General features: G+C 39.7%; 10 protein-coding genes. 1 reads left to right on the plus strand and 9 read right to left on the minus strand.

Annotated features, from left to right (window positions below; translation table 11 throughout):
- The first annotated feature begins 366 nt into the window (after positions 1-366).
- On the plus strand, positions 367-1,491 hold the full coding sequence (locus BP549_RS07995) for an acyltransferase family protein (protein ID WP_292379669.1): 1,125 nt from the start codon (positions 367-369) through the stop codon (positions 1,489-1,491).
- A 616-nt stretch (positions 1,492-2,107) separates the two neighbouring features.
- Here BP549_RS07995 and proS read toward each other — a convergent pair.
- The 9 genes from proS to BP549_RS08040 all read right to left on the minus strand — a co-directional run bounded on the left by proS (position 2,108) and on the right by BP549_RS08040 (position 15,221).
- Complete coding sequence (gene proS / locus BP549_RS08000; RefSeq protein WP_292379672.1) at positions 2,108-3,550, minus strand: proline--tRNA ligase; 1,443 nt, start codon at positions 3,548-3,550, stop codon at positions 2,108-2,110.
- A 492-nt stretch (positions 3,551-4,042) separates the two neighbouring features.
- Entirely contained in the window at positions 4,043-4,687 is a 645-nt protein-coding gene (locus BP549_RS08005; protein ID WP_292371540.1) for a ZPR1 zinc finger domain-containing protein, read from the minus strand.
- Positions 4,684-5,064 carry a cell division protein SepF gene (locus BP549_RS08010; RefSeq protein ID WP_292371542.1) on the minus strand — a complete coding sequence of 127 codons (381 nt, stop codon included), beginning with the start codon at positions 5,062-5,064 and terminating at the stop codon, positions 4,684-4,686. The genes BP549_RS08005 and BP549_RS08010 overlap by 4 nt, the downstream gene beginning before the upstream one ends.
- A gap of 172 nt (positions 5,065-5,236) precedes the next feature.
- The gene (locus BP549_RS08015) at positions 5,237-5,722 is read right to left on the minus strand and encodes an RNA-binding protein (protein WP_292371544.1); all 486 of its coding nucleotides are present in this window, start codon (positions 5,720-5,722) and stop codon (positions 5,237-5,239) included.
- 155 nt (positions 5,723-5,877) lie between these two features.
- Positions 5,878-7,032, minus strand: coding sequence for an MFS transporter (locus tag BP549_RS08020; RefSeq protein WP_292371547.1), 1,155 nt, complete (start codon positions 7,030-7,032; stop codon positions 5,878-5,880).
- A gap of 280 nt (positions 7,033-7,312) precedes the next feature.
- The gene (locus tag BP549_RS08025) at positions 7,313-8,431 is read right to left on the minus strand and encodes an MFS transporter (protein WP_292371549.1); all 1,119 of its coding nucleotides are present in this window, start codon (positions 8,429-8,431) and stop codon (positions 7,313-7,315) included.
- A 1,007-nt stretch (positions 8,432-9,438) separates the two neighbouring features.
- Positions 9,439-11,880, minus strand: a complete 2,442-nt coding sequence (locus tag BP549_RS08030; protein WP_292379673.1) for a sodium-translocating pyrophosphatase — start codon at positions 11,878-11,880, stop codon at positions 9,439-9,441.
- 1,364 nt (positions 11,881-13,244) lie between these two features.
- A complete protein-coding gene (locus BP549_RS08035) occupies positions 13,245-13,703 on the minus strand; it encodes a hypothetical protein (RefSeq protein ID WP_292371553.1) in 459 nt (152 codons plus the stop codon).
- A 36-nt stretch (positions 13,704-13,739) separates the two neighbouring features.
- On the minus strand, positions 13,740-15,221 hold the full coding sequence (locus BP549_RS08040) for a dihydropteroate synthase-like protein (protein ID WP_292379674.1): 1,482 nt from the start codon (positions 15,219-15,221) through the stop codon (positions 13,740-13,742).
- Positions 15,222-15,238 lie beyond the last annotated feature (17 nt).

Genomic DNA, 15,238 nt, shown 5'->3' on the forward strand with positions numbered 1-15,238 from the left:
ATTTAACTCAATTTCTGATTCTTCCACTGTAATATATTAAGACTTTGTTATTATATTACTGCCTGAAGCATTCAATTTTGTGAGATTAGTAAGGTATTTTCCCTCTAGAGTATATTGTTTACGAGGCTCTCAGTATTGAAGCATTTATATAAAGATTATGAATTTATGGAACCTTGTACTAATCCGCCGAGAGGACTTGTTTAATAAATCAAAAAAGTTATATTGTATCACATGCTATATAATATATATTCAATTGAATGAATTAGTTAAGTTTACAAATATACTCATGTACTCTTAGTAAGTTCTGATTTTTTTGAGAATATGTCGGGCGAGTACAGATAAAAGCGATTGGAGAACTAATAAAAGATGGGCACCGTGAAGATAGAAAGAAACAATACATTGGACTTTTTAAGGCTTATGTCCGCAGTGTTTGTTATACTCCATCATTCCTATCCGTTGACTGGAAACAATAGCCTGCTTTCGGCATTGGGCGCTGTTGCCGTGAGCACATTCTTTGTCATAAGCGGCTATCTTATCTCTCAAAGCTGGTTCTCAGATCCCACACCATCGAGATTCCTATGGAAGCGTGCACTTCGCATTGTACCCGGGCTCGTTGCAGTGGTAATATTTACTATAATTATCATAGGACCTGTTAATACTAGTTATCCAGTACGCGAATATTTTGTTAATATTAACACTTGGAAGTATTTGGAAACCATATTTATATTTATACAACCTCCATCCCTCCCCGGAGTATTTACATCAAATCCATATCCCATAGATGTCAATAGTTCGCTTTGGACTATACCCTTAGAGTTCAGGATGTACATCTTATTGTGCATTATAGGAGCTATCGGGCTGCTAAAAGATAAAAAAGTGCTTCTGAGCATCGTTGTATTATCTTGTTTAATGTATTTTAATAATGTTTTGTCAAATATATGGACATTAAATGTATTCATCCGCGCCCTTGAAAGTATAGGAATAAGTGGATATTTATACCCGCTTATAAGTAATGGGATACCTTCGGGTTATCCTGCTTATAATATATTATTCTTCATTGGCACGCTATTTTATTTATATAAAGGCCGGATAAAATTCAATTGTTGGATAGCACTTGGCGCTTTCATCGGACTTTTGGTCGCAAACGTTTCAGATAATTCATATTTTTTAATAGCTCTATTAATATGCTTGCCATATCTTGTATTATATATTGGACAACTACCTGTAAGACAATTATGCAATGTAGGAGATAAGTATGGCGATTATAGCTATGGTCTTTATATCTACGCTTTCCCAGTACAACAGACAATAGCTCACTTCATGCCAAAAATAAGCCCGATACAGATGTTCGCATTATCGTTACCAGCCACGTTCATATTAGCCTTTATTTCATGGTGGTTCATAGAAAAGAAGGCATTGTCCCTTAAAAAAATAGACCCTACAAAATATTTGATTATACACTCACAGAGATTAGAAATAGGACAAGAGTAATTTACTTAGAAGCGGTCTTAATATTCAAATCATTTTTACAATTGGGTAATGGGCAATGTTGACTGTAATTAAAAATTATCAAAATTAAATGTCGACCTGCCGAATCTAAGATAGAACCAAGTTTAATTTTAAGACACTCTCTTAAAGATAGATCATTCCTCGTTAGCGGGTTGATATTTCATTTATGATGCACTTTATTCATCAGCCTGTTTTCTAAGCTTACTTGCATAAAGAAAAACAAAACTTACACAACGCATAAAACAAAGATACAGAAAGCAATTAATTTGTATTCGGTTAAGGAATCTGTTAACCTAAAAGTGGCTACTCAAATCAACAGAACACATCGATTTCCCAATTTTAGGTTTACGTAAATCACTACAAAAATAACACATTATTTGCATTTCATTTCTTAACCGAATACAAAAGAAGCAACTATGTGAGATTTCTAGAGAAATATCAACTTATTATAAAGGACCACCAATATTTTTGTCCTCAGAGTCGCTCAGGTTATAAGATAACCTGCGAAGAATAAAAAAGAAAAGTGAAAGCCGGAAAAGGTTCGGAATAATCGGCTTTCGGGTCTGCGACGAAAATATTTTTTATATTTATGGTTTTATTAATATGTTCTTGCCACGTACACACGGGTTTCGGTTTCTTCCCCGCATATAGGGCATTTTTCTTTTCGATCTTTTTTCTGCTCCAGAGGAATTCCAAGAATTCCTGCACCTATTACATCTTCCATAGCAAGTCCGCATTCTCTCTTTCTGCACCAAGGTATTGTTGCAACGCCATCCTGGATTTTTTCCTTTACTTCTTCAAGTTCAGTACAGTCAAATATGCGGTTTTCAAGTTCGGCTTTCGCTTTTTGGTACAGATTTTCGTGGATTGCCTCAAATCTCGATCTCACGCCGGCTTCGATTTCAGTGAGTAGAATCTGTTCTTTTTCTCCGGTATCTCTCCTGACAGCTACAGCAACATTATTCTGAAGGTCTCTGGGCCCGATTTCGAGCCTAAGGGGTACACCTTTCATTTCCCATTTGTAGTACTTTGCTCCGGGACGAAGGTCACTTGCATCGATTTCGACTCTGACTCCAGTTTTCGTCAGACGTTCCTTGACATCTTTGCAGGCTGCAAGAACCTCTTCGGCTCCTTTCTTGAAGATAATCGGGATAATGACAACCTGTACAGGCGCGATTTCTGGGGGTAAAACCAGCCCTTTGTCATCTCCATGAATAGAAATTGTAGCTGCAATAGACCTCTCTGAAATTCCGTAACAAGTCTGGTGGGCATAACGCTGTTCTCCGTCAGCAGCTTCATACTTAATATCAAAAGTTTTTGCAAAATTATCCCCCAGATGGTGGACAGTCCCTATCTGAAGGGTCTTTCCGTCAGGCATGACAGCATCAAGAGCATCGGTATAGTCTGCACCCGGGAATTTATCCCAATCAGGTCTCCTTGAGCGAAGCACAGGGACTCCAAGTCTGCGGTAGATCTCGGTATAGAGTCTGACAGCTTCCTTAACCTGAGCTTCTGCATCTTCCCAGGTAGCATGGACTGTATGAGCTTCTTTAAAGGAGGTAATCTCTCGAAGCCTTATAAGAGGACGGGTATGTTTTGTCTCGTAGCGGAAAGTATTGACTATTTGATAAATTTTGACAGGTAAATCCGCATGGGACCTGACCCACATTTTGTACATCGGATAAATGGCAGTTTCACTTGTTGGGCGGAGGGCCAGAGGGATGTCAAGAGGATCTCTTCCACCGTGGGTTACCCAGTACACTTCGTCTTCAAAGCCTTTTATATGCTCGGCTTCTTTCATGAACTCGTTTTCCGGGATAAGAAGAGGGAAGAGAGCTTCCTGGTGCCCGCTGTTGTCAAGAATTTCTCTGATAATATTATAGGTGTTTCTCCGGATTGCAAAACCGAAAGGATACCAGACGTATAATCCTTTTACAGGATAGCGGACGTCCATTATTTCGGCCATCCACAGGAGTTCATTATACCATTCGCTGAATTCATCTTTTGGAGGGAGTGCTGCTTCTTTTTCGCTTTCTGCCATACCTTCACCGTACTATTATAATCTGATAATCTAAAACAAATCTTAAACTCTTAAATAGATTGAACTCTTAGATAGATTGAATAATTCTTAGATAATTCTAAATTCTCAGAATTATATTTAATTGGCGTTTATTTGATCTAATTCTAAGAGAGATAAGAGTAGATTCAATTCTCATGCCTTCAGTGCCAATTAGAATTTTCTGAGAGAAATATACAGTTCTTTTGGATACAGTTCTCGGGAAATTTAAAGGCTTGCCCAAGAAATACAATAATCCTGAGCATACTTTTTCTCCGGAAATTCTATAGAAGGTTTTCCGAGCGGTCACATTTGAGGGGTGACATTTTGAGAGATTTGGCTCTTAAGAATGCGGCACCCTGACGTGAAATTGCCTTCATATTCCGCAATATGCCTGCCTTTATGGAATAAAAGTTAATAACTATATTGGAAGTAGCCCCTGGAATTTGTCAGGCTTCGAAAAACCGGAAAAAAGAATTAATCTCCTCCGAGGGGCTGAACATTGTCTGAGACATCGTGTACGAGCTCGGATTTGTCAACATCGAAAACAATCATGCCGGTATTTAGCTTCTTTGCTTCTTCTTCGGAGAGTTTGGTAGCTTTTACCTTCTTTGAAATGATCGCGCTGTTCCCTAGCGGATCTTCGATTATGACTGTGATTCTTCTCTTTCCCTGGATCACTTCTTCAATCATACCCAGAAGTTCCTCACTACGGGAGGATTTCTCTTCATCTCCCTGTACCCACCTGCTCGCGGTCAGAAGGACTTCGCGGACCCGCTGCATTACACCTTCTATATTCGTTATATATGACTCCGAAACCGATCCAGGTTCGATGGTAACTCCCATTTCCGGAATGCGTATTGTTCCTGAGGTTGAACGGATGACTCTTGCATCCAGGTCTTCAAGAGTTTCAACTGGCATCTCATAGCGCATGGGCTCTTTACTCGAGAGAATCATGGTATCTGCAAAACGGAAACTGCACTGGCATCTTGCACTGACGTATAGGATTTCCCCAAAATAGGGAATATTATCTCTCTGCCAGTTCATCACAAGATCTGTATGGCACAGAGGGCAGCAGATTTTTGTTTCAAACCTTTCCTGTTTATAAAAATCCGGATTCAATATTTTCCACCAGTAAGTTTGGATCTGTCGATTTTAATGCCTGTAGGGGTTACAATTACGGTATTTCCTTTGACTCCTGCAATATCCCCATGTACATCGATAATAACGTCTTTGAGCTCTTTTAAAACCCTATCTCTCAGAAGGTCATCTCCCCTGATGTTTGAAATATCTACCATCAGGATGTTTCCATTATAGATTTCCTGCTTGAGCTGGGATACCTGGTTAATACTCGAGATTTCCGCAATCTTTACATAAGTTTCTGCAGGCTCGTCCTCGAGAACTTCCTCATATTTGCTGAGATCGATTTCAGTGTAATCTTCGGGACTGGTTGGACTTTTTACATTGCTGCCAAGGAGCTTGTCTATGAGTTTTGCCATTTATGCGCACCTATTGTATTTTTTAAAATTCGAATCGCATTGTCCTATATTGAAATCTATATTAATTAATTTTGCTATTATAAAGCTGATTCTGGTTTTATTTCTGTTTCAGGAAATTCTCATTCCCTGACCCAGGTTTCATTTAATGAAAATATATTTATTTAGGGGACTTTCAGAGCTCCATGTTCCAGAGTTTGTCTCCTACATGAGTTATAGACTTTATGGCTTTACCCGAAGTAGCTTCGACCATTTCCAATCCTTCCATAAGGGCTTTTCCTATTGCGAGAGGCTTTTGATGAGTCTCTTCTACTATGATTACGAAGTCTCCTTTTTTGATATCTGGATCTGCAGCCACAACTCCAGGGGCCATTATATCCGCACCGTTTGAAACAAAACGGATAGCTCCTTTATCCACAGTTACAACCCGTTTTTGAAGTCCCATCTCAAGAGCTCCACGAACGGTAGGAAAAAGATGTCCTTCGATTTCGAAAAGCAAAGGCTTGCCATCCACCAGAATAAGGGAATATTCTTCAAGGGTAATTTTTTCCAGGGTTTTGTTTTCCAGCCCTGACATTTCTTCGCCAAAAGTGGATACAAGGTCTTTCAACATTTTGTTCTTGACATTCTTTCTCAGTTGAACTCTTGACTTGACTTTCAATTAATCACCGGATTTCAAATGTTAGATATTATTTATAGCATAGTGTTTTTGTGCCTATTAAAACTTATGTGGAGAGCCGAGGTTTCCTGAAATAGATTTTGCCATCTTCGATTTTATACTCAGAGTGTCTGCTCAGGAAATTTTTCAGGGTACTTTTACTCAAGTTTTATAAAGAATACTGAAAGAAGTGCAACGGCACTTCCGATAAATACGACCTCATAACCTAAGGGTCCCAAGAAGAAGCTTCCAAGCACAGGACCAAACCCGAGCCCTGCATAGATTCCGGTGTTAAAAAGCCCCATTACGAAGCCACTGGAGTTGATTCTGGAAACAGCTATAATTAACCCCACTACCGCGGTTCCTCCTCCTGCCCCTATCAGAAAAAAAGCCAGTAAAGGCAGCTTTACCGAAAGAAAGATACCTGCTGCTGCAAGAACTATTCCTGTCCTTATTATATTATTAGAATTGATATCTGCCTTGCCTGCAATCAGGGAACTCATCATTGCAGCCAGATAAGATACTGAAATTGCCAGCCCAAGTTCGGGTTTTGTCAGAAAGCCAGCACTGTAATCGGCATAGTTCGCATTTAACAGGCCTGTTGTCCCATAAAGAAGTACTGAAATTCCCCATATTTTCCCAAAATTGGTATTAAATAGAGTTCTTCTGGCTTTTTTTAGGTAATTTTTTAATTCAGGGAGTAAAAGGGTATCTTGATGATTTTTTACATGGGTTTCATTTTTTTCATGGATTAACTCTTTCCCGTTTATTTTCGGAGAAAGTAGTTCTCCGGTTCTCGAGAGGAGGAGAATGCAGGAAAAACCTGCAAGGAAAGTGAAGCTGGATATTGCGGTTTTAATTCCAAACCCGGAAAGCAACCCTGAGAAGAAAACACCTGCAGCTAGCCCACCGTTTAGCAGGAAGTTAAATTCGCCAAGGCTTTGCTGGCTATCCTTCCATTCTGCAAGTATTGAAAAAGCTGCAGGAAAAAAAGCCCCACAACCGACTCCTTCTAAGAACCTGAAAATTCCAAGAATCCACGGGGTGTCCGAAAATGTAATAACAAGACCCGATAAGGCAGTAAGAAGCATTCCAAATCTTATCACCTTAAGGCTCCCGATCCTGTCTGCTAGAATTCCAAGTGGCACAAGAGCAAGAAAAGCTCCCATAAAATATCCTGAAAAAATAAGGCTTGAAATCACAGAACCTCCGCTCTCTCCTCCAGCAAGTTCTGGAAGAACAGGGATTACTGCGTTTGAGAGACCCTGGAGCGCAAAAACTGAAGAATAGAGTGTTAGTTTTTTGAGGTTCATAGACAATTCGAGTTTATGTATTGAGCCCTATACTGATTTTCTACTCAGTGCTTATATTTCCGGTTTCTAAAATTATTATTACTTTTAAAAAAACACTTTATCTCGGAGAACTACTCTATTTTAGAGAACTGCTTCTATTTCTAAAAACGACTATTATTTCTAAAAATTTTCCTAAATATCAGAAAATTCCTTTGAATAAATATTTTACGCAATATTCTCTGCAATATATCAAAAGAAGCTTATTGATATAAAACCGAGATAAATATCCATTAAGGAATCTTTACTTTTTCAAAATAAGAGTAACTGCGAGAATACAGCCGTTTGCTATAAACAACTTTTCAATGCTCACAAAGTCTGTAAAAAAACCTGCAACAATTGGGGAAAGCGAAAGCCCAGCATAGATAGTCGTGTTAAAAAGCCCCATTACAAGACCTCTGTCAGCGTTTATTCTGGCAACCGCAAGGGCAAAGCCTACAGTTGCAATTCCGGACCCTCCACCAAGGCTTGAGAATCCCAGCAAGGGATATTTTATTGCAGAGAGAGCTCCAAGGGCAGAAAACCCTAATCCAATTCGAATTAAAGTTTTTTCATTTAATTTGAAATACCCTCCAAGAAGAGAGGTAATCATTGCACAAATATAAAGGCTGGAAATCAAGATCCCAAGGTGAGTTTTTGTTATAGTGCCCAAGCTGTAGTCAGGATAGTAGGCCAAAAGCACTCCGATGGCTCCGTTAAGCAAGAAAGAACTGAGCCAGAGTCCAAAACTGCCACAGTTCAGGAGATCCTTAATTTCCCTATAAGGCTTTCTGAAAAAATCGGGACTTTTTAATGCACTTGTTTTCCCTAAGATTTCAGGACAAGCCAGTTCTTTGTACCTGAAAAGCAGGGAAGTGGTCAAAAGGAAGGTAAGAATCGTGAAAATCAGAATTGCTCCTTTCAAATAGGTTTCTGCCAGCACCCCTGAGAGAAAGGCTCCTGCTGCCAAGCCGGCATTAAAAAGAAAAGTAAGCTCTCCTAGATAGCGCCCTGGATTGCTGAGTTTTGATAATATAGCAAAAGAAGACGGAAAAAAGGCTCCACAGGCCGAACCTTCTATAAACCTTGCAATTAAAAGAATCCAGAGGTTCTCGGAAAGTAGAATTATCAACCCTGAACTGAACGTCAGAATGATACCTAGTGCTATGAACTTAAAATTACCGAACCTATCCGCGAGAATTCCAAAAGGGAGCATTGTTCCCAGAGCTCCAAGGAAGTAGGCGGAAAATAACAGGCTTAAGGCGAACCCTCCAGGGGAATTATTACTCAGGCTCGCAAGCTCCGGAAGGATAGGGACAACAGCATTAGAGAGTCCCATTATAGTAAAAGCTGCTCCGTAAATCAAAAGCCTGTGGAGGTTCATAGCACTAAAAAACCCTTAACTAAGTATATAGTTTCTTGTTAATTTCCGGCATGTATTTCTTGTCCGTAAAAGTTTCTAAAATCCGTCTCCCGGAGGCTGGGAGGCCAGGGATCGATTCTTAAAACCCTCTTCATCTCTTCGCAGGACTTTTATCCATTGCATAGTCGCTTTAAGAAGATTAAATCCAGTTACTAAGCTCTGGTCACTAGTGTAATATAACACTTTTATTATAATAAGTTGGATAGAATGCATAGTTATTTATATAATTAGTTTGAATAGGGGTAATGTGAGTAATGTGAGCGGGAAACTTTTTTCACATACCATACCCCCCACTCCCCATATGACCCCCCACTCCCCAACCCGCTCACACTACTTCTACTTATCAATCTAACAAAGGTCAATGGAGCTTTTTTTAATATGTTGAATTAATGGAACTTTTCCTTATATGTTGAGCTTTTAGCTCCTGCTTCTTTAGAATTTTAGTTATTTCCTTATATCTTTAGAATTTCAATTCTGTATAGTAATTTCAATTTTATTTGATTATATTTATTCATTTATTTATTTATTTAGTTAGTTAGTTAGTTAGTTAGTTAGTTAGTTATTTATTTATTTATTTATTTATTTATTTATTTATTTATTTATTTATTTATTTACTTATATTTATTTACTTAGACCCTCAGTCTTCCCAGTTCTTTTTTGCCTCACCGTTCTGAAGAAAAAAAGGTCAAGGGAACTTATCATTGGGAACTTATCATTGTATAGAAATCAGTTTTTATGTTTCAGAAAAAAGAAATTCGAACTATGTTCAATGAAATTTCATTTCAAGAGAAATTGTGAATACCATAGGCTTACCAATAAAAGTACTCTAGGGAAGTGGACGTATTCATAATGAAAAAAGTTTGAGAACAAGATTTACTATTTCGTGAAATAAATATTCGAAGCCTCACAACTATAGGCTGGGAGGCTTGATCCAATATTTTTACCTAGTTAGGCTAATAATTCCTTTATTAATCCTGTGTCGGGATTCTCATTCCATAGAATGAACGCCAGACAAAGATCAAGCCAATCAAAAGGAATATGGCACCTGCATAGGGAGCTATATTTCGGAATGACTCGGAAATAGCGATTTCCATGGCTAGTAGACCAAACAGGGTGGTGAACTTGATAATTGGGTTCAGAGCAACTGAGGAAGTATCTTTAAATGGATCGCCTACCGTATCGCCCACCACAGTGGCTTCATGTAAACTAGTGCCTTTTTCCTGCAGATCTACTTCCACTACTTTTTTGGCATTATCCCAGCATCCTCCGGCATTTGCCATGAACACGGCCTGGAACAATCCAAATACTGCAATGGAAATCAGATAAGCGATGAAAAGCGCCACAGAGTCTTTCGAGGCTATTGGAGCAGAGAGGCAAGAAAACGCCAGAGTAAAAGAGAATATGGCGATAAAAATATTGAACATACCCTGCTGTGCATACTGAGTACAGATTTTTACCACTTCTTTAGACTTTTCAGTAGCTGCTTTCTGACTCGCGTTTTCATCAAGCTGTATATTCTTCTTGATATATTCAACTGCTCGATAGGCTCCAGTACTTACGGCCTGGGTTGATGCCCCAGTAAACCAGTAAATTACACAGCCGCCTGCTAATAATCCAAAGATAGTATAGGGATTGAGCAGAGTCAGGATTTCTTCAGGCTGTACTCCAAGAACATCTTTAATAACAAGAATCAAGGAGAAAATCATCGTTGTAGCGCCAACAACAGCTGTACCTATTAAGACCGGTTTGGCTGTAGCCTTAAAGGTATTTCCTGCTCCATCGTTGGCTTCCAGATAATGTTTGGCTTTATCGAAATCCGGTTTGAAGTTGAATTCTTTCTGAATATGTTCCTTTATTTTGGGAATGGTTTCTATAAGTGACAGTTCGTAAATGGATTGAGCGTTATCCGTTACAGGTCCATAACTGTCAACTGCTATGGTAACAGGACCCATGCCCAGCATCCCAAAGGCCACCAGGCCGAACGCGAATATAGAGGGATAGATCATTATCTCACTCAGGCCAAATCCGCTGGCATAGTAGGCAATGAACATCAACAAGATGAAGACCATACCGATCCAGAAGGAGCTGAAGTTACCTGCAACCAGTCCTGAAAGAATATTAAGAGACGGACCGCCTTCTCTGGAAGCTTTGACAACTTCGGCTACGTGCTTGGAATTCGGGCTGGTAAAGATTTTGGTAAATTCGGGAATTAAAGCCGCTCCCAGAGTACCACAGCTTATGATTATCGAGAGTACCAGCCAGAGATTCTGCAACTCGGCAGGAACTCCGGAACTCGGTCCCAGCGTGTAATAGCTTACGGCAAAGGTTCCAACTATGGAGAAAATCGAGGTAATCCATACCAGACTAGTCAGAGGCTGTTCAAAATCAAAATCATCTTTGCCGCTGAATCTTGCCTGGCTGAGTGCCCTGTTGATGTAGAAAGAGGCTACGGAGGTAATGATCATGAGTATACGCATGACAAAGATCCAGGTAAGCAGGATGCCGGTCAGGTTAGGCTGTACAGCTAGAACTATGAAGGTGACAAGTGCGACTCCTGTTACACCATAGGTTTCGAATCCGTCTGCGGTTGGTCCTACGCTGTCACCTGCATTATCTCCAGTGCAGTCGGCAATAACACCGGGATTACGCGGGTCATCCTCTTTTATTCCAAAAACGATTTTCATCAGGTCGGAGCCGATATCGGCGATCTTGGTGAATATCCCGCCTGCAATACGTAAGGCGCTGGCTCCCAGAGATTCTCCGACTGCAAAGCCTATAAAGCTTGCTCCAGCCAATTCTCTTGGAACAAACAGCAGTATAATTAACATCATTATTAGCTCAACGCAGACAAGAACCACTCCTATACTCATTCCTGCATCGAGAGCAATATTTAACAGTTTCAGGGGTTTTTTTTCTAGGGAAACGAATGCGGTTCTGCTGTTAGCCAGGGTATTCATACGAATTCCGTACCAGGCAACAGAGTAAGAACCCAGTATCCCTAATACGGTCCAGCCCAGGATGAGCAATACTCCGCTCAGAGACATTTTTTGAAGGAAGCCAAAGTAAAAGGCTATACAGAAGCCGATAAAAACAAATAATATGCACAGCAGTTTACCCTGCTGGATAAGATATGTTTTACAGGTCTCGTAAATTGTGTCGGCCACGTCAAGCATGGACTTGTGAGCCCTGATTCCTTTCACCTTCATAAACTGGTAAAGGCCGAACAGCATACCTAATACACAGACTACGATACCCCAGAGCAGCAAATTGTTTTGCCCCTGGCTTAAATTCGGAATTTTAAGATTCGCCTCACTGGCAGCTGCTATTGCCGGTGTTAGCGACATTATGGCCAGGCTCAAAATACTTCCTAGTGTTGCCTTGACCACCTTATTTTTGGTTATAATCTCCATTTAGCCGATCACTTCTCTCATCACATTTTTGACAGATAAATTGATTAAAGGTTAATTTTTAGCGGAATTGTAAGTGATTACTTTTATGATTTTGTTCAGTTTGCTGGGAGTTAAGGTCTTTTAAGTAGCATCGAACCTATATAATTGCCCTTCCCTAGAAACCTCAAAATCCAAGTATATTTCTATCCTTGCAGATAACCTAAACTAGACTTAAAGGCTTTTTTCAATCTTTATATTAGAGTTAGGAATGCGTATGTCTGCATTACACTGATGCACCTCATACAAGTTTTTTCAAAAATAAGTCTTAAATTTTTTATTCTTATCTGCATTACTACTGATGGCCTCATAACGAGATTACCCAAACGGAAAGGGTAGTACAAGGCCATTCGTGACATACTCCTTGTCACAAAGAGTAACAATTCTTACGTACATCACGTGAATTAAGTATTGATAGGTGTTATTAGTGATAGGTGTTCATGATCAGCAAAGTCAGTTCAAAAACTAACTTTTAAACGTTCATGAGTCCTGAATATATCATTGATTTGGCTCACAATTCTCGTGCAATATATTTTAATGTAAATAAAATTTGGAACTGTTAAAGCCTCATTTTTGACGAAAGCGTAATCAGTTGCTTTTATATAAACTTTTTTACTCTTTGTCTAATGATAATTTTTGAATTATTTTTACAATAATTTTTCTCTTTCTCCTATAATAAAGGAATTAGCAGTTCGACTGAAAAATCAGATACTTCAAACATAAACTGTCAGATTTAAGTTTAAATCACAGTATTTGAAGTATTTGGTTTTGTACCTCATGTGCGTAAGTCCTATTGTATATTCTCCAATCCGAAGAACCCAAACATGACATGAATTTATAGCATGTTGCTTAGGTAATGTAAAGAAGTGGAACTGCGGCAGTATAATATGCTGAGAGATAAGCCTGACGCATTCTACATTTTTAACGGACTAGTTCTACTTTTTTTCAGTTAAGTTCCTAGATATATAAAGATATCGACCAATTTCCGATAAAAAAAAGCAATTCTATTTGTAAATTATATTTTTTAAATATTTATATACCTAATAAATAAGGTAATAAGTTTCCGTGTTCCTAGGCAGAATTGAAAACTAGACAGCATAAAAAAATAAGACTCAGAAAGTGCAATTATGCGAATATTCGGGATAAGCATCAGCCAATTATTATCAGCCAATTATTATGGATCACCAAAGAATTAAACAGATAAAGATTACTTTCTATGCTTTTCCAAAAAAACAGGTAACAGGCTATAGCTTAACTGCCTCAACAGAATATATCAATTCCCGATAGTAACCGCCAAAACAGATAACTGGCAAGAAGGTCAGGAGAGATCAGTTAACTCCCCTTACCTGTAGTAACTGGAACTCGATTTCATCCGGGACTGTGGCCAGAAATATGAACGTATTGTACCCCAGTTTCTGAACTTCTTTAATCGCACTTGCCTGAGCTTCATCCAAATCTCTAGAGTCTTTCACAATGCAAAAAGACTTCCGGTTTCCAGTGTTTACAAGGAAATTAAAAACACTTCCATGGGTATTCAGGAATGAAACGAGATTCTTAAGTTCTTCCCAAGTGCTGCACATATGAATGTACTTGGATCCCATATTTTCCACATACCAGTCCTTGCTTACGTAAGAGTAGGAAGCATACTGTTCATTCAGCTCATCAAAAGCTTTGAGGATTTTGTTAATGTCCTTCCTCAAGTTTATCCATTTCCAGCTCTGTGTTGTAAAATAACGGGCTGCCACTATCTCAAAAATTGCCTGTTTATCTTCATCTTCTAGTCTCATTCTTTCACATCTCTATTTTGTCTATGTTCTTTATGCTCAGAATGCATCGTCCTGGGCATAGCTTCTGTTAAACTGCAGGGCAAGTTCGGCTTTTTCCAGTTCTCTCCCCAGATATGCAGCATGATCCAGACGGGAGACCAATTCCAGTTCAAGTAGCGTATCCATAACTTCTCTAGCATTTTTTCCCACAATTGAAGCTTTCTCATGCTCGGCTACAATCAGTCCGCCGTTTCCACTTATTCTGTCAGGTACTATACGGATGCGGATAGGACCCGCAGGGTCTACACGCCAGATTTTTGAAGTTCTGGCTTGAATCACATTTTCCGGGAGCGGAAAATCAGGTCGCCTACGTTTTTCTTTAATGCAGAGAAGATCAAGCCCCAGATCTTTTGGTGAGCTTTCTCTTATACCACAAAGCATCATCATTTCAGAAGCCCTTTTCAGTTCCGCAATCGAACCCTGTGCCTTGTCACTGAACTCGGGGGTAAAAAGAATGCTTGCTCCAACCTCTGCTCCTATTCCACAGAGTGTGGCATTAACTCCTATAGTATCCACATCCATAAGCTCAGTTACATTGCCAACTCCGAAGAACACGGGAATCTCAGGGTATATCCTGTGAAACTCATGAAAACGTACAATGGATTCGGTTATATTGTGACCCACAGGATCAAGCACAGGGTCAGCTATAATCTTTTCAATACCAAGCCTGCGGGCAGCTTCGACGTTTCTGAGAAGACTTTCCAGACTTCTGTCCTCATCCGGAATTATAACGGCTGCTATTCCTGCTCTGGCAACAATCGGGCCTGCAGTCTCAAGATTAGTGCTATTGAGACTCAGAACAAGGTCTGCACCTGCTTCTACTCCTTCTCGTATCAGTTCAGGGTCAAGGGTATCTATGCTTACAGGGGTCTCGGTAATATTTTTTGCAAGGGATACGGCTCTTTTAGCCTGCTCTGGCAGGGTATTAAGAGTAGCACCAAGGTCGATAATATCTGTTCCCCGGGCGATAAAAGCTTCGACTTTTGTCTGGAGCGTCGGAGCATCCATTTCCAGGGCCCCTACAATTTCTCCCATAACCTTCATGCGAGCCTTTCCTCCGATTTTTACACCTCGTAGTGTGAGAGGGGAGGAGGCTTCTTCCTCGGTTTTTCTTATTAAGTCAAGGGCCATCTCTTTTCGAACATCAGCAAGAAGTTCACATGCCGGGACTTTTTCGGAAAACTCGATTTTTCCGGCAAACGGAAGCACAAAGCCAAGATCATAAGCGTGCTTTGGTCCAAGTCGGATTTTACACCCTAGTTCTTCAGAAGCTTTTGAAAAATTTCCTGCTACAAGCCCTGGAAGCAAAATGAGTTCATAAACTTTCGGAAGTTCAGCTTCCTGAAATGTTTTGATTAGTTTTTTAGGAGTGATAAAGGCGGCAATATCAATATCAGCTACGAGGATGTCGGCTTTATTCCCGACTGCCTTCCTGACAGTATTTTCTGCAAGCCGCCCTGTTGCAATCAAAATCTTCATGTTTTTTAGATAGAAGC

This window comes from Methanosarcina sp. UBA289 (genome assembly GCA_002496565.1).
Taxonomy (GTDB): Archaea; Halobacteriota; Methanosarcinia; order Methanosarcinales; family Methanosarcinaceae; genus Methanosarcina.